We start from the raw sequence: 23,049 nt of genomic DNA, 5'->3' as shown, positions 1-23,049 counted from the left end.
TATTAAATCGATAAAATACAAATAAAATCGACGAAATGCATCTTTTTTAATTTAATTGATATAAATTACTTACAAAAAAATTGATTTGCACTCTGTGTAAAATTGAATTTGCACTATTGATTGCCAAAGTTTCTGTGTCCTCGCACGGTTTCATATTGTATGAGTTATCCTTATCTTTGGCCACTCAAATTCATTTGACATGTCTATAGCTGCGTTGCTCACACCTTTAATTCAAAAAGCCATTACAGAACTTTTCAATCAGAGTATTGATAAAATCGAGTTTCAAGCTACCCGAAAAGATTTTGAAGGTGATATTACTTTAGTGTTGTTTCCTTTGTTGAAGTTCATTAAAGGTAATCCGGCAGCTATCGGAGAACAATTAGGGAATTATCTGGTGCAGAACACCAACGAAGTTACAAGTTTTAATGTCGTTTCAGGATTTTTGAATATCGTGATTACCGACGGTTATTACACAAATTTTTTCAATGTTATTAAAGACGACGAACATTTTGGCATTGTCGCACCAAAGCCTGAGCAGAAAGCCATAATGGTCGAATATTCGTCGCCCAATACCAATAAGCCGCTGCATTTGGGTCACGTGCGCAACAATTTGTTGGGTTATTCGGTGGCCGAGATTTGCAAAGCAGCCGGAAACAAAGTTTATAAAGTTCAAATCATTAACGATCGCGGTATCCATATTTGTAAGTCGATGTTGGCTTGGCAAAAATTCGGCAACGGAGAAACGCCGCAAACTTCTGGAATGAAAGGCGATAAACTCGTCGGGAAATATTACGTAGCATTCGATCAGACCTATAAACAAGAAGTGAACGCATTAGTGGCCGAAGGAAAATCTGAGGAATATGCCAAGAAAGAAGCACCAATCATGCTGCAAGCCCAACAGATGTTGCTCGATTGGGAAGCCGGAAAGCCTGAAGTAGTCGAGCTCTGGAAAACCATGAACCAATGGGTTTACGACGGATTTGCTGAAACATACCAAAATCTTGGTGTTGATTTCGATGCCTACTATTATGAAAGCGACACTTATCTTTTAGGAAAAGCAGTGGTGCAAATGGGCCTCGAGAAAGGCGTGTTCGAGAAAGATCCCGACGGTTCAGTCTGGATTGATCTAACCGCAGAAGGTTTAGACCGTAAAATAGTGTTGCGCTCAGATGGTACCGCAGTTTATATGACCCAAGATATTGGCACCGCAATACAACGGGTTAAAGATTTTCCGGATGTTGGCGGTATGGTTTATACTGTAGGCAACGAACAGGATTATCACTTTAAAGTATTGTTCTTGATTCTGAAAAAGCTCGGGTTTGATTGGTCTGAGAACCTATTCCATTTGTCTTATGGGATGGTGGATTTGCCTTCCGGTAAAATGAAATCGCGTGAAGGAACCGTTGTCGATGCCGATGATTTGATGCAAGACATGACGCAAACTGCGAAAGCACTCGCTGAAGAATTAGGGAAATTAGAAGGCTATTCAGATGCTGAAAAAAGCAAGCTATACCAAACCATTGGTTTAGGCGCTTTGAAGTATTACATTTTAAAGGTAGATCCGAAGAAGCGCATTTTGTTCAATCCGGAAGAATCGGTTGATTTTGCAGGAAATACCGGACCGTTCATTCAATACACCTACGCGAGAATTCAATCGATTTTGCGCAAAGCAGATTTTGATGTCACCGCTCCACTTCACATCAAGCTCCATCCAAAAGAAAAGGAACTAATTAAAGTTCTCGAGCAGTTTCCGGAAACTATACAAAACGCGGCGCAACAGCATAGTCCTGCCTTAATTGCAAATTATACATATGAATTGGTCAAAGAATACAATTCATTTTACCAGTCAGTTTCTATTCTTGGCGAGGAAAACCAGCAAATGAAAGTTTTTCGCGTACAGTTGTCTAAAAAAGTGGGTGATACGGTAAAAACTGCCTTTAAGCTTCTAGGAATAGAAGTTCCTGAGCGGATGTAATCAAAAACGAAATTTCACACTTAAATTCGGAGTGCGTTCTAGGGAATAAATTCGTACACTTTCTATTCCGGTTTGTGTTGCATTGACCCGGTAATACTGGTGAATGGTGTTTTGTTTGTTGAGTAAGTTCAACACCGAAAAGCTGGTTTGCAATTCCGTCTTTTGGTTCCATTTCCAAATTTTAGACGCTGAGAAATTCAGCTGAAAATATTCCGGCAAACGCGAGCTATTAGGGGTTTTGTAATCAATTGTTGGCTGGGCCGGATTTGTTACATTTAAAGTAGTTGAGGAAGGCTCAGTTAGTGGCTTTCCGGTATGCCATTTTCCACCGATCGCTACCTTAATTTGGTTCCAATTGTAAGCCGCCATGGCCGATAAGGTGTGTGCCAGTTCAAAATTATTCGGGAATTCCTGAGCATTCAATGACTGAAATGAATACCGATTTTCATTGTAACTATAACTAATCCAGGTTTGATAACGTTTAAAATGGCGCTGCACGAGCATTTCAGTACCGATAACATCATAGCTGCCCGTTGTTTTTGCAAACTCAAATTGGTTCTGGAAACCTTGACTGTTGCTGGTAATGCCGTTCACTTTTTTATAGAAATTGTCCCAAGTCAAGAGCCATTTTGGGTTTTTAAAAGTCAGGCCAATGCTCCACTGATGGCTTGTAGTAATAGGTATTGAAGCATTGTTGGCCAAAGTCCAGCGTCTTTTTTCGATGCCCAAAAAGTCTTGTTGTAAATCAATAATTTGCGATAAGGTTTGGCTTTTTTGTTCGGTGAGTAATTCCAAACTCAAATATTGAGTCAGGCTCTGATGGAATTGAATTCGCGATTCTACCCGAGATTTTTCAAAATTTTCAAAGTGATTCAACCTGCCGCCCACGGTAAGCAGTGTTTTTTTACTGGGCGATTGGTAATTGATTTCTAGGATGCCCACATGGGTGCGATTGATTTCTTTTACATGACGTGAAAAAGCAGGTGAGTTGATTTCATCGTCATTACTTACCCCGATTTCGTCCCACTGATAGCCTGAATGGATACTCAGTTTCTCCGAGAAACGGTAAATACTTTTGATTTGCAAGCCCAAATCAAGTAAGGTGTTTTGTTGCTTGAACACTTGATTGTTTTGAATTGCATTGCGTGTAGCATCAAGGTTATAATAAGAACCATAAAAGTTGATTTGGCTCGTAAGTTTATTATTCCAAATGGTTTTCCAATTGAGCGCGCCTCCAATATTCTCTTGGCCAAGGAAACTATTTCTCTGGTTGGTATTATTGGTTTGGTCTACATCCAAATGGTTTCGGATGGTGATTGCGTCGAGCGTAAGTTCATGGCGATGGGATATTTTTTGTTGGTATTGAAAAGTTAGGTCGTAAAAATAAAACGTCTGATCGCTCTTAATTGGGTTGACATTGCTGCTTTGCAAATCGGTGACTATTGTATTTTGAAATACCCGATTGCTATAATTGCGGTAAGTGGTGGTCGAGAAAAAATCAGTCAATGACCTTCTAGAAGATAGCTCGATGCTGGCTTTAGGAGAAAGTTTGAATTTGGTGTAAAAATCCGCGCTAATCAAATCTGAGCCGATACTGGTTTGGCTGTCTTCAATATTTTTTGAATGCGTCGAAATATCTACTACACTGGAAACACTTTCACCAAAAAATGCAGATGAACCATTTTTAGCAATAGTGATTTTGTGTGCCAATGACGGATTAAAAGCCGAAATCAGCCCAAAGAAATGCCCAGTCTGAAACATCCGGATTCCGTTCCATAGAAATAAATTTTGGTCGTGGGTTCCGCCACGCACACTGATGTTCGAGACAGTTTCGTCGGCGCTGTAAATTCCCGGCATTTGTTGTATGGTTTGTAGCACATCAGGTTCAGTCAGCCCCGGAAGTATTCCGAATTTCTTGGGTTGGGCTTCAATGGTACCATCTTTTTTTTTGCAGATTCCGGAAGTAAGGTATTGTTGGGCCACTACTTCAGTTAGCTCCTGAAAAATGGGCTCAATTTTTATTTTCGGACAGTGACTCACATACAAAAGCCTTGGGTCAATTTTCTTTGGTTCATAACTTTGGTGCCTGAATTCAATCAGGTTGGGCGAAACCACCGGCAGTTCGAAATAACCATTTTGGTCTGTAGACTGCAACACTTGCGTACCACTAATTTGAACCAGCGCATTTTCCACCGGTAGGTTACTTTGACTATCCAAAAGATAACCACAAAGCGGTTTGTCAAGTTTCGGGTCGTCAACAATGGTATAGTATTTTTTGTTGAAAGCCACGAACTTTAGCTGTGTTTCTTTACTGATATAATCTAGTTTGGCTTCAAGTTTTAGTTCTTGAGCAGGTGGTGCCAACGAAAAAATGGCAATTTCATTTTCAATATAGTTGAACTTTACCTGATGTTGTATACTGATTTGTTCTAAAATCTGTTTCAAAGTAATGGTTGCTTTTTCACTTTGAGCCAAAATCAAAGCAGGAAAAAGTAAGAAAAGAATAAACAAACAGTTGTTATTTTTCCGCATCAAGGTAATTCAGGATGATTTTACGATCTGATACCTGTTTTATTTTCAAATGATAGTTGGCCGAGAGAATTTGTAAGGCGCTATGAATATCATTTTTAGGAAGTGTTCCGGTGAAAAGTTGCGAATTGGCAGTAGTATTACATTGAATCTGACAATCAAATTGACGTTCGAGTTCTTGCAATACCTGACTCAGTTTCTCTTTGTTGAAAGCCAATTCAGCTTGAGTCCATTCCGGTTGTGTGGCTTTGGTGTTAGGAATCGCAATGAGTTGTCCATTTTCAAAAGCTACTGACATTCCTTTGGTGATAATCACTTGTTGTTTTTGGTAATCTACCCGAACGCGGCCTTCATAGCAAGTAACATCAAAACGGTTCTCGCGCGCTTTCACATCGAATTGTGTTCCCAAAACGGTTACTTTACCCAAGTGTGTATTGACTTCAAATTTTTTGCCTTTGGCTACCTTGAAATAAGCTTCGCCCTTTAAATCCAATTGGCGGTGGTTGCTCCAAAGCAGTTTGCTGTAATGTACTTCAGATCCTGAATTTAAAACTACTTGTGAATCATCAGGCAATGTGAAAGTAGTCTGCTGACCATGACTTGCCGCTTCTGTAATAGAAACATTGGCTTTGTAGAATATTGTCAATCCTAAGAAGAGCAAAAAGAGCGCGGCCACTTTGAACATCCAATGTTGGTATAGGCTAACGGTTTTTGTTTCTTTATGCTGTCTTGAAACAATACGCTGGTAAGCCTCTTCTTCATTATAGGCTGGCGCTTCAAGTTCGGCTGAATATTGCGCAATTTTCTGGTATATTTTGTACTGCTCGGAGGCTTGAAACGCTTTCAATTCTTCGGCAGACATTTCTCCGGAGAGCCATTTCGCTAATTCAAAGTTTTCTTCCATGGTGTATTTGATTGTTCGTATAACAGTTCAAGATTTCAAAACCCTACTTGATTTGTTCAATATTCGCGCGCAAGGAAACCAAGGCACCGTGAATGCGCTTCTCCACTGCTTTAACACTGATATCGAGCATCTCGGCAATTTCAGTATATTTTTTCCCTTCGATGCGGTTCAGCAAGAATGCGGTGCGTTGGGCTTCGGTCAGATTTGCGATGGCTTTCTCGAGTTTGTCTTTGAATTGTTGTTCTTCTAAAATAAACTCAGGGCTTTGGTTATTGAGCGTATTTGAAGTTTTATTTTGGGCATAATTCAGCACCACTTTCTGATGGGCAATTTGGTTCAAAGTAGCATTGTTGGCCACGGTATATAAAAATGATTTGGCTTTTTCTGGTGGCACGTCTTGACAGTTTTCCCACAATTTAATAAAGGCTTCTTGTGAAATGTCGTTCGCCTGTTCTTCATTTCCGAATTTGAAGTACAGATAGTTGCGCAACGCTCTTGCATTGGTCTTGAAAAACGTTGAGAATATATTTTCGTCACAAATTCCTTTGGGGCGCGAATCGTTCATTATTGATATAAAAAAATTCAGGAGTGAAAGTAGAAAAAAAAAATTGGAAGTAGGGTTTTTTTGTAGAGATTTGTTTTATGGTTATCAAAGCAAAATTGCCATCTCAATGAAGAAGTATATTTTAGGTTTTATGGTTGTCATTTCTCTGACCATGATTGCTTGCCAAAGCGATGAATCAGAGCAAACAGTAGCACCACAAGGTTTAACAAAAGATTCAGCGCTTTCGCAATTGGCTTCTAGAGTTTCTCAATATCCAACCGCGCAAGACAACGTGCTCGACGGTACTGATGCTTTTGCAGTGGCATTGCCCGTTACTGTTACGGTTAATAATATCACTATCGTCGTCGATAATAATAGCAGCAATTGCCACGACATTGAAGACATTATCAACCAAAATACAAATGATGACGATATTATTTATTTTCAATTTCCCATTCGCATCATTTATAAAAACCACAATCAAGTTCAGGTAGTCAGCCAAGAACAATTTCAAACTATTTTGGCAGCTTGCCCACCGAACAGCACAACAACAGAAATTGAGTGTATCGATTTCAATTATCCGATTGTCATTAATTCCTACAACACCGCTACGCAAACCCCTACTTCTCATACCATTACTACCAATGCCCAGCTTTATAATTTTATTGATGGCTTAACAGTTAATGAAATTTACAGTTTTGTTTACCCGTTCTCAATGACCAATAACAATGGCCAAATAGTAACGGTAAATACAGATGCTGAGTTGCAAGCTGCCATTCAAGCCGCTATCGGAAGTTGCAACAATAGCCCGACCAATGAGTTTACTACAATTTTGGTTTCCGGTTCCTGGTACGTTTCCAGTTTCATTGAAGACGATCAAGACGAAACCTATGAATTTGACGGGTATAGTTTTACTTTCACCGCCAACGGAAATGTCATAGCGATTAAAAACAGCATAACCACCAACGGAACTTGGCGTCGAATTCCCGGAAATGGTTATACGAAGTTCGATTTAAATTTCAGTGGTTCACAGCTTGAAGATCTCGAGGAAGATTGGCAAATCATGGAATACACACCAACGCTGATTCGGCTTAAACACGTGAGCGGAGGCAATGGCGGAGTTCATTATTTAACGTTCTCTAAAAACTAAAATCCCATTTGTAAGGATTAATTATTTCTTAACCCATTTTATTTATATCGATATGAAAAAGCTAAAACTGATTCCTATTTTGGCGTTGCTCTTTATGGTCAATGTCGCATCTATGTGTTCTGATGATGATTCGTCTTCTTCATCTTCAACCCCTAACCAAGTTACCGATAATGTTTCCGGAGGAACATGGCGCGTGAGTTTGTATAACGAAGATGGTACGGTAAAAACTTCCGATTTTAGTGGGTATGCTTTCATTTTCGATGCAGACGGATCTGTTACTGCCATCAAAAGTGAGACAATACAAATCGGTGATTGGAGCAGTTATAACGATAGCGGTTCGACCAAGTTTGATCTTGTATTTGCGGCACTCGATGGCCCATTCGAATCGATTAGCGAAGACTGGAATGTACTTTCTTCTTCATCTACAGTCCTGAGTTTGAAACATGTTAGTGGCGGAGATGGTAGTATTGATTTATTGACTTTCACGAAAATTTAGTTAGTTAAAAACCAATAGGTTCAAAGGTTTTATCCAGCTCTAGGGCTGGTTTTTTTATGCCGATTCGATTCGATGTTGCCCCGATGAGACTGATTGGGATGCAAGAAGTCAAGTTTTACAGCCAATCAAGTAAGAACTTGGTCCAGCAGTCGAAAGAGAACAATTATAATTCGGGTTAGTGAAGATTGAAGTTCTTCTGAAGGCCGGTTTATTGCAGCATCACAAAGTAAATCACGGCCCAGACGGTAATAAAAAACAAACCCGGATAGACTACTTTGAAACGATTCGATTTCAAATTTCTTTTCACCAAGCCGAGATAAAACAAATAACCAATAAATATTGTGATCAGTAGAAGCGGAAGAAAGATTCTCATTTTATGCCTGATTTGACTTTAAAGATAGTTCTTTTTAAAAATGCGAACGGCTCAAAAAGAAGAAGACCGCATCAGAAATGAATCCGACACGGCCCTCGACTACTAAACAAACAATCATCATTTCTCCCCTAAGTCGAAATCGACCCAGATTTTAATATTTTCTGCGAACTTTTCCTTGACTAAACTTGGGATCTCAATGTTATAATCTTTACATTTTACGGTAAAATTGCTACTGGCGCTTACCCGACCGGCTTTCTCAACCAAGGCAATTTTGGTTTTGATTTTTTTGGTAACACCGTGAATGGTCAGTTCGCCTTCAAGGTCATAATTGGCTTTGCTACTCAATTGAGCAGCGTTGAAATTCAGAATCTTACCTTTAAAAGTAGCTTTCGGGAATTTAGAAGATTCCATGTAGTTTTCGTTGAAATGTTCTTCCATGAGTGGCGATTTAAATTTGAACGATTTGACTAATCCCAAAGCAACAAAGTCGCCAGTGGCTTTATCCAAGATGCACGAAGCACCGTTGTTGGTTGCGGCAATCTCTACTAAGTCGGGCATTGAAGCATCGAACTTAATTACGCCATTGCGGGTCATTAATTTTTGCGAAAACATCGCTTGCGTTCCCATGAGCAACAAAGCGACAATCAATATTTTTTTCATCTTTAGTTTTTTATTGTTCTACATAGCCCTGCAAAGCCCAATTCTGGATAATATCCACACGCGCTTTTGGCATTTTTCCGCTGGTGGGCATAATCGCGCCACAACTACCATCTATTCGGCATAGCAGTTCACCATTTTCACAAGCATCTTTTACCAATTCATAAGTTTGCAGATAAGGCTCTTGCCCATAATCTGGGTTGTGACAAGAATTGCATTTGTCGTCCATGATTTTTTTTACGTTGGCTTGATAAGTCGGAAATTCTACGACTCCGGCCACTTCTTCGTAGGTGTTAGATTCACAAGAATTCAGTAACCAAGCCATTATTATTGCAAACCAACAGGTCATCATTAAGGTCTTCATAATTAAAATACTCTATACATGTTAAATCCAAAAAATAGACTGCCACCATTCCATTTTCCAGTGGCGTTGGTGAAATAGGCCACATCGTTCATCGCTTGAGAATTAGAGAATACCAACTGAAAAACGTGTCCGCCGGTTTCTATATCAAAGCCGGCAGTAAGCGGGTTGTGGTACATTTCCTTTTCAGGTTCATTGATTCGAAAAGCATATTCAAGGTTGAAGCTGATTCTTTTCGATAGTTTGCAACGACCGCCGCCGCTTACCAGCATTTGGTCTTTTCTTTCGGTTCCGGGTTGGGCATCGTATAAGTTTTTGTGCACCCAAATCGGAGCTACTTGCAACGACACAGATTCGCTGAACTTTCTAGAAATCAATAATTGCGAAGTGTAGGCAAAACGGTTGTTGGCTTTGAATTCGGGAAATTCTTCTTCATCAAACTTCGACGAATTAATATCCATGGTGTGGTAGCCTACAAAAGTGAACGGAAAGCCATCATCTTTCTGACTGATAAGCATATATTTCGCGCCCAATTCAAACGTTTTATTGAACGTATGTCTTGAAGCAGAAAACGAGAGCCAATTGGTAGCGCCATAAATTCCGCCGATTTTGGTCAACGCATTATCGAGTCCGAAGAAGTTGTTGATGCCTTCTTTCAAATCGCCAAAACGGTGCGACACCAAGAAGTACCATTCGCCTTTTACAGGAAGTTTGGTCGATTGCATATTACAAATTTGAAGGCCTTTGAAAGCCGCAGCAGCTACCTGTTTTTCCTTGGGCTTGATGCTGTCCAGTTGGTTGAGTAAGTCTTCTTGAGCTATCAGGTTCGACGCAGCGAAGAAGAGAACAAACAAAAGTATATATCGATTGATATTCATAAAGTTAGGTTTATAATGCAGTGCATTGGTCTAGTTTTATTTCGCCCATGAGGTCATCATAACCGACCAATCTTCCTTTAATGGTAACTTTTTGGTTCGGTTCAATAGTGGTATTGGGTTCTTTCATTACACAAACAATGTCGTGTTCTAGAATAATCACTTGTCCTTCGGTTTGTACTACAGTTCCTGAAACAGCCACAGTTTTCTCTAGGTATTTAAGATTTGCTCCAGGAGTGTCTGCTATAAATTCGGCTGCGATGGTTTTCGAGCTGATTGTGAATTCCGGTTTTTCTTCAGAAACATTCCGAGCACCACCATACATCACGCAGCGATAACTCATGATTCCCACGACTGCCAGTGCCAACACAATCAGCAAAGTCCAAGTTGATTTTTTCATTTTATACTAGTTAATGACTACTTTCTTAACAATCTGATCGGATTCGTTAGACAATTCCATAAAATAAATTCCGCGGGTCAAATCGGTCAAATCAATGGTGTTGTTTTGGTCGGTGATTTCCGTGTTGATTTCTTTGAGCAATTTGGCGTTGGTGTCGAAGATTCTCACTTTATCAATTTTCACTAAACTGCTTTTTGCGATGTTAAACAAGCCGCTCGAAGGGTTCGGATACACCGCAATATCTTGCAAAGTGTCAAATTGTTCTGAATCCAATACTGCCGAGAAAGTCAAAGTTTTCGTTCCGTAGGTCGAATGTTCGCTGGTTACGGTGGTCGATGGGCCAATACCCCAAACAATGTTTAATGAATTCAGGGTGTAAGCGAAAGTGTAATCTTTAGCATCGCCAGTGCTGAATGGTCGGGTAAAAACAACTGTTCTGGTGGTTCCGGCAACAGTATTACTCACTAACGTCAGGTTGTTGGTGGTGTCTGTGGTTGGCGCTACATGGCCGTTGGAAGTAAAATATTGATCTAAGAGCGATGTGCCGTAAGTGTACACATCTTTGTTGGTAGCCATGTCCGAAGTACTCAAACCAATAGAGAACCATTTGTTCGAAGGCCCGACCATGGTAATCGTCACCAAAGAAGTAGCAGAATCCAGGTTCATTTTTACTTTCATACCGCCCATAGTAGTCAGGGCAGTTTCTTTTTGTTGGGCATTTGCGCTGAGTATCAGGCCCAAACAAAACATCAATAACAAACAGGTTTTTTTCATGTTTTTCATTTTTAGTAGATTAAGTTAAAATTTGTTTATTGCTGTTTGTTTAGTAAAATGATTAGTTCAGTATTCTTGTTGAAAGTCGCGTAATCCAGCGCAGTTCTGTTGTCGTTGTCTTTGCTGTTTTTATTCGCGCCAGCCGCAACTAGTTGTTTTACGATATCAGTTTTATTGAAAAAAGTAGCGTAAATCAAAGCCGTTTTGCCTTGGGTGTCAGCTTGATTCAAATCGGCTTTCAAATCGATGAGTTTCTGAGTAATAGTTGGGTTTCCCGACATCACAGCCGCCATCAAAGCGGTTCCCGTGCCGGAGTTGTAGTTGAGGTTTTTGGTTTTCTCGGCGATGAATAATGCCACCTCAGTATTTCCGCGATAGCAAGCCAGAATCAATGGGCTCGATTGGCGCTCATCAGGAGTGTCAATCAGTTTCGGATTGGAAGCGTAGATTTCTTGAATTTCCTGTAGGTTACCTTTTCTCGCTACATCAAAAACAGTCTTGACTTGGGCATGAGCGAGAAAGGCAAGGAGCAAAAAGGTGTAGGTTAGAATCCGGTTCATTTTGGGGTTTTTGTTATTTTGGTATGAAAACAGATTTTCAAAATAATACCCTACCTCGAATCGAATAAAAAAATATTTTTTTTCATAAATCCAGAAGAACAATCTTGAAACTTATGAAAAACAGCAAATTACAACCCGTATTTTTTGATTGATTGGTAAAGTTTGCCCGAATGCATTTTTCGCTATATTTGGATTCTTAAAATACCGTTCATGAAAACCTCGAGAATTATTTCTGTACTATCGGCTGTAGTGTTGGCTTTATTTTTATCGAATTGCAGCGAAAAAGACGACAAAACTGTGGCACCCGGACTATTGCCTACCGACGTAGTTCCGAGATTGGTTCAGGATACTTGGCGCATCACACTTTACCAATACAAAGACACCGATTTAACTACAGCACTCGCAGGATATTCCTTTCTCTATGAATCTGAAGGAGTTGTAACAGCGACAATAGCTGCCACAGACAAAGAAGGTACTTGGAGTTCGGTGGCCGAAAGTGGCAAAACCCTTTTAAAGTTGAACCTCAAAGAGCAAGATTTAGTTACGGTGCTGGATTCGATTAGCAAAGATTGGGTGGTTACTGCTGCTGCCGATGATAAAATCGAAATGACCATCACCAACGAAGATTTGAGTACTAATCTTTTGACCTTCGAGAAAAACTAAAGCCTACAAGAAATTGACTTGATCTGATACTTATCAAAGTCACATTAGATTTAGGAATTTTCGTTATTTAATATATTGTATTTTGATTTCAATCAATTGCCTCAAGATGTCAAAATCATTCGAAAGGCCAAGGGCGTTTTTATTTATGAATTTCTTTTGAACTGGCCTTAAAGCTATTTTCCAAAGTCAATTCTCGGGCTGCAAATTTTGCATTTAATATTTCAGAATTATCATTTTCAAGGCTTGCCCAAAACTGAGTTTGTGCTATATTTGCAACTTCAAAAACAGCCAGAATTATGTTCGATAATTTAAGTGACAAACTAGACAAGGCGTTCCACATCCTGAAAGGACATGGGAAAATCACCGAGATCAACGTTGCGGAAACTTTAAAAGAAGTACGCCGTGCGCTACTCGATGCCGACGTCAATTTCAAGATCGCCAAAGAATTCACCACGCGCGTCAAAGACAAAGCCATCGGCCAGAACGTACTCACAACTTTACAGCCGGGCCAACTTTTGGTGAAACTCGTCAAAGACGAACTGACCGAACTCATGGGCGGAGAAGTCTCTGGCATCAACCTTTCCGGAAATCCGACCGTTATTTTGATGTCTGGTTTGCAAGGTTCGGGTAAAACCACTTTCTCGGGCAAGCTGGCCAATTTTCTGAAAACCAAGAAAAACAAAAAACCATTACTCGTAGCCTGCGACGTGTATCGTCCGGCAGCGATCAACCAATTGCATGTCGTTGGAGACCAAATCGGCGTGGAAGTCTATTCCGAACTCGGCAACAACAATCCGGTCGAAATTGCACAGAACGCCGTCAAATACGCCAAAGAAAAAGGATACAACGTAGTGATTGTCGATACCGCGGGCCGTTTGGCTGTCGATGAAGAAATGATGACCGAAATCGCCAATGTGCACCGTGCTTTGCAACCACAAGAAACTCTGTTCGTCGTCGATTCGATGACTGGTCAGGATGCCGTGAATACCGCTAAAGCCTTCAACGACCGACTGAATTTCGATGGAGTCATCCTCACCAAATTAGACGGTGATACCCGAGGTGGAGCTGCTATTTCGATTAAATCTGTTGTTGATAAACCAATCAAGTTCGTCGGAACCGGCGAGAAAATGGAAGCCATCGACGTGTTCTACCCGGAGCGTATGGCCGAAAGAATCCTTGGTATGGGCGACGTGGTTTCGCTTGTAGAACGGGCGCAGGAGCAATTCAATGAAGAAGAAGCGCGCAAGCTGCAGAAGAAAATCGCCAAAAACGAATTTGGGTTCGATGATTTTCTGGCGCAAATCCAGCAAGTCAAGAAAATGGGTAACATGAAAGACCTTGTCGGCATGATTCCGGGCGCGGCCAAAGCCATGAAAGACGTAGAGATCGAAGACGACGCGTTCAAACACATCGAAGCGATTATCTATTCGATGACTCCAGCAGAAAGAAGCAAACCTGCCCTAATTGATATGAAACGCAAAACCCGCATCGCCAAAGGTTCGGGCCGCAAAATAGACGAAGTCAACCAACTCATGAAGCAATTCGACCAAATGAGCAAAATGATGAAAATGATGCAAGGCCCAGGCGGCAAGCAGATGATGAAAATGATGGGCGGCATGAAAGGCCTCAGATAAAATCGGAAAGACGTGGTGATTCGCGTCTTTTTTTTTTTTTAGGAGCCGGGAACCTGCTTTCCGCTGTATCTTTTTCCTCGTTCGGCCACGAGAAAAAAGGATGCCGCTGCAATCAGGGCTAGGGGTTTTGGTTGATGGTTGGTGGTTCGTTTACGGAAAGTTGGTTAGCAGTTTTAAATTGAACTTTTTTGGAGTGATGTACTTGTTGGCAGTTGATTCCACAATTCAAGCTAATAGCTAAAAGCTGACAGCTGACAGCCAGTTCCCAGCACAAATCCTACAACCGACGACCGACAACCGACAACCGCCAATCAGTCTCGCGTGAGGGATGGCAGCAAAGTACCGCGTACTGCGAACAGCCCGACGGCGGCGCAAAAAGTACAACCAAACAACCAGATGATGAATGCCGCCGACACGCCCAGAAAATAAATACGAAATCCAACTCACAACATATAATTCAAAGAACATGCAACTACTAGACGGAAAAAAAACCTCGGAAGACATCAAGAACGAAATCGCCGCAGAAGTGGGCGCCATGAAAGCCAAAGGTGAGAAAGTGCCGCACTTGGCCGCCATCATCGTGGGCAACGACGGCGCGAGTTTAACTTACGTGGGCAGCAAAGTCAAAGCCTGTGAACGCGTAGGTTTTGAATCCACTTTGATTAAAATGCCGAGCACGACTTCAGAAACCGAGCTGCTCAAGAAAATCAAACAGCTCAACCAAGACGACAACATTGACGGCTTTATCGTACAGTTGCCGCTGCCCGAACAAATTGATACCCAGAAAGTGATTATGGCCATCGATCCGAGCAAAGATGTAGATGGATTCCATCCGGAGAACTTCGGGAAAATGGCGTTGGATATGTCTACGTTTATTCCGGCTACACCGTTCGGAATTCTGGAATTATTAGAACGTTATGGTGTTGAAACCAAAGGAAAACACACTGTAGTGATTGGCAGAAGCCACATTGTGGGCCGCCCGATGAGTATTTTGATGGGCCGCAAAGGTTTTCCTGGAAATTCAACCGTTACCTTAACACACAGCTACACTAAAAATATCGCACAAATCACTACGCAAGCCGATATTATCATCACGGCGCTTGGCGTTCCGAATTACCTCAAAGCTGAAATGGTTAAAGATGGCGCCGTGGTAATCGACGTTGGAATTACTAGAGTAGAAGACAAAACCCTAGAAAAAGGCTACCGCATCACCGGCGACGTTGATTTTGAAATGGTCAGCAAAAAAACTTCGCACATCACTCCGGTTCCGGGTGGTGTTGGGCCAATGACAATTGCCATGTTGCTTAAGAATACGCTTTTGGCTAGAGAACAAAGAAGATTGCGATAAAATCTAGTATTCACCCTTTTTACGATAGTTCACATCGTCTTTCTTGATGAAATCGACTTTCCATCGCGACGCCGGTTTTGGATTTTCATCAGCCTTGGGTTTGGCGTTGCTATTTCGCGGGTTTTCGTTTTTTTCTCTTTTGGGTTTTTCGAAGTTCCGTGCTGGCTTAGTTTCACCATCGTCTTTCTTTGGAAAGGGTTGGCGCGACCGGGTTTCTCGTCCGGAATTCACTCGCGCTTCGAGGTTTCTTTTTCTCGGTTCGTACCGCGTTGGCTCGTCACTTTTTGTTTTTTCGACCTTGGGCAAACTCGCTTCTTCGGTTTTGCTTGAAGGCTCGATGAGTTGTTGTAGTTGCGTGATTTCTGCCTCGGTCAATTCGCGGTAACGGCCTACCGGCACATCCAACGAAATATTGATAATTCGGATTCTTTTGAGTGCCGTTACTTCATAACCCAAATATTCACACATTCTACGGATTTGGCGGTTCAGGCCTTGCGTGAGGATAATCTTGAAAATGTATTTGCTGATTTGCTCTACTTTGCATTTGCGCGTTACCGTATCGAGAATCGGAATGCCATTGCCCATGCGCTCGATAAAACGACTGGTAATAGGTTTATTGACTGTTACAGTATATTCTTTCTCGTGGTTGTTTCTGGCGCGCAAGATTTTGTTGACGATATCGCCATCATTGGTCATGAAAATCAACCCTTCGCTGGCTTTGTCAAGTCGTCCGATAGGGAAGATGCGTTTGGGGTAATTGATATAGTCGACAATATTCTCCGGCACATCCAGATTGGTCGTACATTCAATGCCCACTGGTTTGTTGAAAGCCAAGTAAACCAATTGTTCTTTGTTGTCGCGAATGAGTTTGCCATCAATGCGAACTTCGTCTGCCGAGCTGACTTTCAAGCCCATTACCGCCACTTCGCCATTGACAGTGACGCGGCCTTCTTCAATGAGAGCATCGGCTTCACGGCGCGAGCAGTAACCGGTTTCTCCAATAAATTTATTGAGTCTTTTCAGTGGTGCTTCCATGCAGCAAAGGTAATTTTTTCTGCGTTGCAATTGAGTTGTGGGGTGAAAATCGTTTATTCAGTTGATGTTAGTCGGTCGTCGGGAGTCAGTCGTCAGCTGTCGTCGGTGGTCGGTTGTGGTGTTGGAATTGTGCTGGGAACTAGCTGTCAGCTTTTAGCTATTAGCTGTTAGCTCGAATTGTGGAATCAACGGTTATTATTTATGTTGTATGTTAAATGTTGAGTGTTGAATGTGACAATTATGGAATCAACGGTCAACAAGTACTCAATTGTCGAAAATTACTTTTAGAAACTACACTTCAATTTTCCGGAATCGAAAAATCAAAAATCTTCAATCTTTAATCAATTGTTTTGGGCGTGTCGGCGGCATTCCATAATGTTTTTTTGGTTGAGCTATCGCGCCGCCGCCGGGCTATCGCACTCGCTTTTTTCATCGCCATTGCATGTCGTTGAAAAAGAGCTCAGACAATCGCTCTATCCCTCACGCAAGACTGGTTGGCGGTCGTCGGTAGTCAGTCTTCGGTCGTGAGTTGTAATGGAACTAGCTGTCAGCTTTTAGCTATTAGCTGTTAGCTCAAATCGTGGAATCAACGGCTATTTTTTATGTTGAATGTTAAATGTTGTATGTTGAATGTGATCATTGTGGAATTAACGGTGTTGCAATAGCTGAAAGCTGTTAGCTATTAGCTCAAATCGTGGAATTAACGGCTATTTTTTATGTTGAATGTTAAATGTTGTATGTTGAATGTGACCATTGTGGAATTTACGGTCAACTAGTAATTCTTTCTAAAAAATTACTTTATGAAACTACATTTCAATTTTCCGTAAACAATCTAACAGCGAAGCGGTCTAGCTAAGCCTCTAAAAATCAACTTTCCGTAAACGAACCAAAATGCCCAGATGATTTAGTGTTATTTAGAATAAATAAAAATAATTTTGTTTTTTATTTGGATTTAATATAAATAATAAAGTAGTTTTGCGAAAACTTTTTGACCCGATGAAATTCTTCAAATACTGCCTGTTGATTATTGTTTCTCATTCGCTATTTTCTCAAGTCAGTCAAGACAGCATTGCACTAAAAAAACTGAAAGCTGAAATTAAGCAAGAACTGCTCAACGAACTCCAAAATCAATCAAAAACCACCGAAAATGCAAGTAGTCATGGTATAGATAAATTTTCGTTACACGGATATTCTGCTGTAAATTACTACCACTACGATTATGATACTGATCCGGAATTAAAAGATAAAATCGATGCGGAGCGTTTGAATATATATCCAGAATACGAATTCAATGATTGGATTTCTTTTCGTTCAGAAATTGAATTTGAGCATGGCGGAACAGGTGCGGCAATTGGCTACGATACTCAAGAAGAGTTTGGCGAATTCGAGCAAGAAATTGAAAAAGGCGGTAGCATAAAATTAGAGCAAATTTATGCCGACTTTAAAATCAATTCCCATTTCAACATCAAAGCCGGTCGAATTAAAGTGTTGTTCAATCTAGCACAAAGCCTTGATGATCCCGACGAGTATTTCACCACGCACCGTCAGGAAATGGAAAACATGCTAACACCACTGGGTTGGTACGAAATCGGGATTGGTTTTTACGGTACATTCGCCAAAAAATTCAACTATTATTTCACCCTGACCAATGGTTTGGATTCTTCCGGTTTCAATTCCAGCGGTTGGATTAAAAATGGGCATCAAGAGCGTTTTGAAATGGCCACTGCCGAGGCGTTTGCTACAATGTTGCGTCTGGATTATAAGTTCGGAAGACACAAGCATACTTATGTGGGAATGTCAGCATACATTGGAGATTCAGCGGCTAACCGGCCCAAAAACGACCTCAAGGAAACCGCTTACGTGACGATGTTAGAAGGACATTTTACTTACAATGAATTTCCACTAAGAGTATACACCGTTGGAATTTACGGCAACTTAGAGAACTCGAACATCGTATCCCAGAGAAATGCCAATTTATCTAATAATCTAGGAGTCAAAAGAACTCCAGTAGGAAAAAATGCTGTTGGTTTTACAACAGAAGTCGGCTATGAGGTACTGCATCATTTCTCGAACTTCAAACAGCATATGTTATATCCTTTTTTCAGATATGATTATTACGATTCTATGCACGAGGTGGAAGGAAGCGTTATTGATAACCCAAGATGGCAAAGAAGTACAATCACCACCGGATTGAATTGGTTTATTGCCCAAGAAATTACTATTAAAGCCCAGTATTCCAACAGAAGGCTCGGATCTGAAAACTATGATTTGAATACACTTCTCTATACTGGCAAAAAGCAACAGGAAAATACTTTCTCCTTAGGAATCGGATTTGAATTTTAATTAATACACTAAATAACATTATGAAAACCAACCTATTTATCTTTGGCTTCACTTCACTCTTATTGGCAAGCTGCAGCAATAATGACAGCGAAACTGCAAACCCAGATAGCGCTTTAAACAAAGAAATACTAACCAATACATCGGTCAATGTAATCACTGCAACTTACAGTGAACTTTACAACAATTCGGTGGCTTTAACCACAGCCTGTCAGAATCTTTCTATTGGTGATGAAGCGGAGTTGACAGCAGTGAAGAATGCTTGGGTCGCCACACGCGCACCTTGGGAAAAATCGGAAGGCTTCTTATACGGACCGGTTGATACAGAAGGCATCGATCCAGCTATTGATTCTTGGCCGGTTGATGTGAACGCCATTAATAATATTTTGAATAGTTCGCAGGCAATTACTTCTACATTGCTAGAGAATGACGATGCGAGAGGTTTTCACACGATTGAATATTTTATTTGGGGATTAAGCGGAAACAAAACCGCAAGTGAGCTTACTACAAGAGAACTGGAGTATTTAGTGGCGGCTGCCCAAAATTTGCAGAGCAAAACCCAGCAATTGTATTACGGATGGCTGCAATCGCAAGGAAATTTTGCCAATAACTTTGTCAATGCCGGTCAATCAGGTTCAATTTATACTTCTCAAAAAGATGCACTTTTAGAATTGGTTGAAGGCATTATCATTATTTCAGACGAAGTAGCAACAGGGAAGATCGAAACGCCGCTCAATGGTAACAATGGTGCTGCGAGTCCGCAAGATGAAGAGTCGCGTTTCAGCAATAATTCTAAATTGGATTTCGCTAACAACATCAGAAGCATTCAAAACATTTATTTAGGAGATTTTGCCTCTATAGAAGGAAAAGGACTCACCGATTTGGTGGCATCCAAGAATGCTACAACCGATGCGAACATCAAAGCGAAAATTACAGAAGCCATCAGTGCAATTGAAGCGATTCCGGGCACTTTTACCGATGCGATTTTCAACCACCGAAGCGCGGTGCAAAATGCCCAACAAAAGGTGGCTGAGTTAAAAGTGGTTTTAGAATCACAGTTGCAGCCTTTGATTTCTAATTTGTAAACTGCCTTTAGGCTTATTAGGTTATAATTGATGCGCTTAAATGGCTAGGCATTACTAAATTTTTTGAAATGAATTCTCCTTTAAAATACTTCGCTTGTTTGGTTTTAACAGCTTTATTTTTTTCATGTTCCGATAACGAATCCGAATCAGCCTACGAAGATTTGCCTTCACTTAACGACCGTTTGATGGCCGGTGGGGAAACTACGGTTTTTTTAACATCGAGTAATTCATTTAGTACACCAGCACCCAATTTAAGCGCCTCAGACCTAAGCGATCATCTAGCAGGCGATGTTGATTTTGAAGCCATTTTTGTTACGGCACCAGCATCGATCAATCAAGGTTTGGGAACGATTTTTAATAATTCTTCCTGTGTTTCCTGTCATCCCAGAGACGGAAGAGCCGCATTTCCGACGAATCTAAATGCCAAAAGCGGTTTCTTTTTTCGGGTGAGTTTGCCTGGGCAGTTAGAGAATGGCGGTTCGATTCCAGTTCCCGGCTTCGGAACACAAATTCAAAACCAAGCGATTTTTGGCTATCAGCCAGAGGGAAAATTTCAAGTAACCTTTCAGGATGTGGTTGAAGTTTTTGCCGATGGAACACAAGTGATTCTCAAGAAACCAAACTATTCCTTAATAGACACCTATATTCCTTTTCCGGGTAATGCGCTGATTTCTCCAAGAATCGGTTCGCCTGTTTTCGGTTTGGGTTTACTTGAAGCTATTACCGAGGAAGATATTCTTCAGAATCAAGATATTTACGATGTCAATGCCGATGGAATTTCAGGCAAAGCCAATTATGTTTTTGATGCCGTTTCGGGAACTATCCAATTGGGAAGATTTGGCTGGAAAGCGAATACTGCAACGATATTAGAGCAATGTGCCGGAGCTTACAACGGAGATATGGGCATAACGAGTTACCTCAAACCCATCGAAACAGGTTTTGGGCAAACCAACGGCGAAGATGGGCTAGGTGATGATCCGGAATTGCCAGATGCTATTTTGCACCAAGTGGCCGCCTATTGCAAAACACTTGCGGTTCCAGCGCCGAGAAATCTGACCCATCAAACGGTTCGTCGTGGCGCAAAAATCTTCGAAGAAATCCAGTGTGCGAAATGCCATATTCCAAAAATGAAAACAGGTCACGCTTCGATTTCGGCTTTGGCCAACCAGACTATTTTCCCTTATTCTGATTTGTTGTTGCACGACATGGGCGAAGGTTTGGCAGATCACCGCCCCGATTTTTTAGCCGATGGAAACGAATGGAAAACCCGCCCACTGTGGGGAATTGGTCTGACCCAAGTGGTTAACGGGCATACTCATTTTTTGCACGACGGAAGGGCCAAAAATATCACCGAAGCAATTTTGTGGCATGGCGGAGAAGCGTTGAGCGCGAAAAACAAATTCAAACAGCTACCGGCCCAAGATCGAGCTGCATTGCTAGAGTTTATTAATTCGTTGTAGTTGTCAGTCGTCGGGAGTCAGTCGTCAGCTGTCGTCGGTGGTCGGTTGTGGTGTTGGATTTGTGCTGGGAACTAGCTGTCAGCTTTCGCTTAAATTGTGGAATCAACTGCCAACAAGTACATTACTCCAAGGAAGTTCAATTTAGAAACTGCAAATCACCTTTCCGTATACAAACCGATAACTGACGACCGACAACTTTTAGCGAATCAATTTTCCAATAAAAAAGCTACGATTTTCTGGTTCAATTCCTCGTCATGCAAGCTGTGGCCCAAACCAGAAGTCGAAATCAACGTAGCATTTTTCCAACCTGAGGCGAGTTTCTGGGCTTCTTTGTACAGCACAATCGTGTCTTGCTCATCGTGGGCTATCAAGCCTTTGAGTTGGCTGCCGCTGACGAATTTTTGTCCTGAGAAATCGGCAATTTCGATTTGGAAACGCTTTAGGGTATAATCTTCAAAAGCCTGATGAAGTTTGCGGTTCAAGCTCAGCATTTTGATATAATTCTTCAGGATAACACTAAAATCAGAAGGTGCGCCAAGCAGAACCATTTTTTGCAGCGGATGGTTCGGATGCCTGAATTGGTAATAAGCTGCCGCGATGCCACCCAAAGAATGCCCGATGATGATTTGTGGTTGGTGCTTTTTGGCCACCAAATCAATAAACGAAACATATAATGGTACGTTGAATTCTTTGCCGCTCGAAAGCCCGTGTGCCGGCGCATCTAGAGCAACGAGTGTAAATCCTACTTGCAATAAATGTGGCAGCAGTTTTTCCCAACGCCAAGAATTGCTTTCCCAGCCGTGGGCGAGCAGGATTACTTTTTCATTGGCTGCTGATTGGTTTGGAGCCCAGCGGTAAGTTTGAATGTCGTGCTCGTCGAGTCTTAGCGTTTCATGCTCGGCGCTTTGCAAAAACGCGGATAAATTTTCTTTACTAAGCCGACCATCGCGCGGATGGCTGAAAAACTTGTAAGCGATTTTGAATGCTTTCGCCGGAGCAACGTAGCTCAAAAGGTTCAGGTAGAGCCCGACAGATTTGGTCAGCAGGAACTTTTTCAAAACGGTAGGAATAAAAAAGCCCCGGAAAACCGAGGCTGTGTGATTATTACATCAAGGAGAACAATTGCTCCATTTTGGCTTTTTCTTCTTCGGCGAGCGCGGTATCTACCAATATTCTTCCTGAATGCTCGTCGGTGATGATTTTCTTTCTTCCGGCAATTTCCACTTGCGTTTGTGGCGGAATGGTAAAAAACGAACCAGCAGATGCTCCTCTTTCAATCGATACTACCGCCAAACCGTTGCGAACGCTGGAGCGGATTCTTTTATAGGCTTTTAATAAACGCTCTTCAATTTGACCTTCAAACTCGGCTGATTTTTCCATTAAGAAAGTTTCTTCTTTTTGGGTTTCGGCCATGATATCTGAAAGTTCGGCTTTTTTGTGCTTTAAGTGCAGCATTTTGGCCTCAAGTTTTTCTTTAGAGGAAGCAATTGCTTCTTTTTTGTGCTCCATCGAAGCTCTGAGTTCTTTGATTTGTTTCTCAGCCAATTGGATTTCCAATTCTTGAAACTCGATTTCTTTAGTCAACGAATTGAACTCGCGGTTGTTGCGCACGCTGTCTTGTTGCTTGCTGTATTTTTTAATTGCTGCTTGGTGGTCTTCTACAGCGTTTTTCTTCACTTTGATTTGTTCTTCAACGTGCTCCAAGTCTTTCTTTAGTTTGTCTTGACGCGCAATCAAGCCGGCTACTTCATCCTCCAAATCTTCTACTTCTAAAGGCAATTCTCCTCTTACGTTTCTGATTTCATCGATTCGGGTGTCAATCAATTGCAAATCGTAAAGTGCTCTCAATTTCTCCTCAACACTCATTTCTTTAGTATTCGTCATAG

At 41.4% G+C, this 23,049-nt stretch carries 21 protein-coding genes and 1 pseudogene; 9 read left to right on the top strand and 13 right to left on the bottom strand.

Going from position 1 to position 23,049, the window contains the following annotated elements; translation table 11 throughout:
• Window positions 1-199 precede the first annotated feature (199 nt).
• On the top strand, window positions 200-1,975 hold the full coding sequence (gene argS / locus G4D82_RS03925) for an arginine--tRNA ligase (RefSeq protein WP_166334728.1): 1,776 nt from the start codon (window positions 200-202) through the stop codon (window positions 1,973-1,975).
• On the opposite strand, the gene G4D82_RS03920 is transcribed toward argS, so the two are convergent.
• From G4D82_RS03920 to G4D82_RS03910, 3 genes are read right to left on the bottom strand one after another with little or no spacing between them, the layout of a single operon-like run.
• Complete coding sequence (locus G4D82_RS03920) at window positions 1,976-4,507, bottom strand: TonB-dependent receptor (protein ID WP_166334726.1); 2,532 nt, start codon at window positions 4,505-4,507, stop codon at window positions 1,976-1,978.
• Complete coding sequence (locus G4D82_RS03915; protein ID WP_166334724.1) at window positions 4,494-5,408, bottom strand: FecR family protein; 915 nt, start codon at window positions 5,406-5,408, stop codon at window positions 4,494-4,496. The genes G4D82_RS03920 and G4D82_RS03915 overlap by 14 nt, the downstream gene beginning before the upstream one ends.
• 43 nt (window positions 5,409-5,451) lie before the next feature.
• Window positions 5,452-5,973, bottom strand: coding sequence for an RNA polymerase sigma factor (locus G4D82_RS03910; RefSeq protein ID WP_166334722.1), 522 nt, complete (start codon window positions 5,971-5,973; stop codon window positions 5,452-5,454).
• A 106-nt stretch (window positions 5,974-6,079) separates the two neighbouring features.
• Between G4D82_RS03910 and G4D82_RS03905 the strand changes: the two genes are divergently transcribed.
• Together G4D82_RS03905 and G4D82_RS03900 are read left to right on the top strand one after the other, a co-directional pair.
• Complete coding sequence (locus G4D82_RS03905) at window positions 6,080-7,102, top strand: hypothetical protein (RefSeq protein ID WP_166334720.1); 1,023 nt, start codon at window positions 6,080-6,082, stop codon at window positions 7,100-7,102.
• A gap of 52 nt (window positions 7,103-7,154) precedes the next feature.
• Window positions 7,155-7,598: a hypothetical protein gene (locus G4D82_RS03900; protein WP_166334717.1), complete on the top strand. Its 444-nt coding sequence runs from the start codon at window positions 7,155-7,157 to the stop codon at window positions 7,596-7,598.
• A gap of 208 nt (window positions 7,599-7,806) precedes the next feature.
• On the opposite strand, the gene G4D82_RS03895 is transcribed toward G4D82_RS03900, so the two are convergent.
• The 7 genes from G4D82_RS03895 to G4D82_RS03865 form a co-directional block, all read right to left on the bottom strand.
• The gene (locus G4D82_RS03895; protein ID WP_166334715.1) at window positions 7,807-7,971 is read right to left on the bottom strand and encodes a hypothetical protein; all 165 of its coding nucleotides are present in this window, start codon (window positions 7,969-7,971) and stop codon (window positions 7,807-7,809) included.
• A 117-nt stretch (window positions 7,972-8,088) separates the two neighbouring features.
• On the bottom strand, window positions 8,089-8,631 hold the full coding sequence (locus G4D82_RS03890) for a YceI family protein (protein ID WP_166334713.1): 543 nt from the start codon (window positions 8,629-8,631) through the stop codon (window positions 8,089-8,091).
• A 10-nt stretch (window positions 8,632-8,641) separates the two neighbouring features.
• A complete protein-coding gene (locus G4D82_RS03885; protein WP_166334711.1) occupies window positions 8,642-8,953 on the bottom strand; it encodes a hypothetical protein in 312 nt (103 codons plus the stop codon).
• A 41-nt stretch (window positions 8,954-8,994) separates the two neighbouring features.
• Complete coding sequence (locus G4D82_RS03880) at window positions 8,995-9,867, bottom strand: DUF5777 family beta-barrel protein (RefSeq protein WP_166334709.1); 873 nt, start codon at window positions 9,865-9,867, stop codon at window positions 8,995-8,997.
• 10 nt (window positions 9,868-9,877) lie between these two features.
• Window positions 9,878-10,264: an OB-fold protein gene (locus G4D82_RS03875; protein ID WP_166334707.1), complete on the bottom strand. Its 387-nt coding sequence runs from the start codon at window positions 10,262-10,264 to the stop codon at window positions 9,878-9,880.
• Between the two features lie 6 nt (window positions 10,265-10,270).
• Window positions 10,271-11,038: a T9SS type A sorting domain-containing protein gene (locus G4D82_RS03870; RefSeq protein ID WP_166334705.1), complete on the bottom strand. Its 768-nt coding sequence runs from the start codon at window positions 11,036-11,038 to the stop codon at window positions 10,271-10,273.
• A gap of 35 nt (window positions 11,039-11,073) precedes the next feature.
• A complete protein-coding gene (locus G4D82_RS03865) occupies window positions 11,074-11,598 on the bottom strand; it encodes an ankyrin repeat domain-containing protein (protein ID WP_166334703.1) in 525 nt (174 codons plus the stop codon).
• A gap of 210 nt (window positions 11,599-11,808) precedes the next feature.
• Between G4D82_RS03865 and G4D82_RS03860 the strand changes: the two genes are divergently transcribed.
• From G4D82_RS03860 to G4D82_RS03850, 3 genes are all read left to right on the top strand, one after another.
• Complete coding sequence (locus G4D82_RS03860) at window positions 11,809-12,261, top strand: hypothetical protein (protein ID WP_166334701.1); 453 nt, start codon at window positions 11,809-11,811, stop codon at window positions 12,259-12,261.
• 296 nt (window positions 12,262-12,557) lie between these two features.
• Window positions 12,558-13,895, top strand: a complete 1,338-nt coding sequence (gene ffh / locus G4D82_RS03855) for a signal recognition particle protein (RefSeq protein WP_166334698.1) — start codon at window positions 12,558-12,560, stop codon at window positions 13,893-13,895.
• Between the two features lie 466 nt (window positions 13,896-14,361).
• Window positions 14,362-15,243, top strand: a complete 882-nt coding sequence (locus tag G4D82_RS03850; RefSeq protein ID WP_166335092.1) for a bifunctional 5,10-methylenetetrahydrofolate dehydrogenase/5,10-methenyltetrahydrofolate cyclohydrolase — start codon at window positions 14,362-14,364, stop codon at window positions 15,241-15,243.
• 183 nt (window positions 15,244-15,426) lie between these two features.
• On the opposite strand, the pseudogene rluF reads toward G4D82_RS03850, so the two are convergent.
• Window positions 15,427-16,278, bottom strand: a pseudogene (gene rluF, locus G4D82_RS03845) (23S rRNA pseudouridine(2604) synthase RluF); the annotation flags it as partial.
• Window positions 16,279-17,274: 996 nt separating this feature from the next.
• Here rluF and G4D82_RS03840 point away from each other — a divergent pair.
• The 3 genes from G4D82_RS03840 (at window position 17,275) to G4D82_RS03830 (ending at window position 21,163) form a co-directional block, all read left to right on the top strand.
• Window positions 17,275-18,621 carry an autotransporter outer membrane beta-barrel domain-containing protein gene (locus G4D82_RS03840; protein WP_166334694.1) on the top strand — a complete coding sequence of 449 codons (1,347 nt, stop codon included), beginning with the start codon at window positions 17,275-17,277 and terminating at the stop codon, window positions 18,619-18,621.
• Between the two features lie 20 nt (window positions 18,622-18,641).
• On the top strand, window positions 18,642-19,703 hold the full coding sequence (locus G4D82_RS03835; RefSeq protein ID WP_166334692.1) for an imelysin family protein: 1,062 nt from the start codon (window positions 18,642-18,644) through the stop codon (window positions 19,701-19,703).
• A gap of 68 nt (window positions 19,704-19,771) precedes the next feature.
• Entirely contained in the window at window positions 19,772-21,163 is a 1,392-nt protein-coding gene (locus G4D82_RS03830) for a di-heme oxidoreductase family protein (RefSeq protein ID WP_166334690.1), read from the top strand.
• 206 nt (window positions 21,164-21,369) lie between these two features.
• On the opposite strand, the gene G4D82_RS03825 is transcribed toward G4D82_RS03830, so the two are convergent.
• Window positions 21,370-22,221 carry an alpha/beta hydrolase gene (locus G4D82_RS03825; protein WP_166334688.1) on the bottom strand — a complete coding sequence of 284 codons (852 nt, stop codon included), beginning with the start codon at window positions 22,219-22,221 and terminating at the stop codon, window positions 21,370-21,372.
• A 46-nt stretch (window positions 22,222-22,267) separates the two neighbouring features.
• Window positions 22,268-23,047 (bottom strand): zinc ribbon domain-containing protein, encoded by a 780-nt coding sequence (locus G4D82_RS03820; protein ID WP_166334686.1) that lies wholly within the window; start codon window positions 23,045-23,047, stop codon window positions 22,268-22,270.
• Window positions 23,048-23,049 lie beyond the last annotated feature (2 nt).

Source organism: Flavobacterium lotistagni, assembly GCF_011392125.1.
In the GTDB taxonomy this organism is placed as follows: Bacteria; Bacteroidota; Bacteroidia; order Flavobacteriales; family Flavobacteriaceae; genus Flavobacterium; species Flavobacterium lotistagni.
Note: the sequence above shows the minus strand (reverse complement) of the source record. Positions and strands in the feature narration are given on the sequence as shown.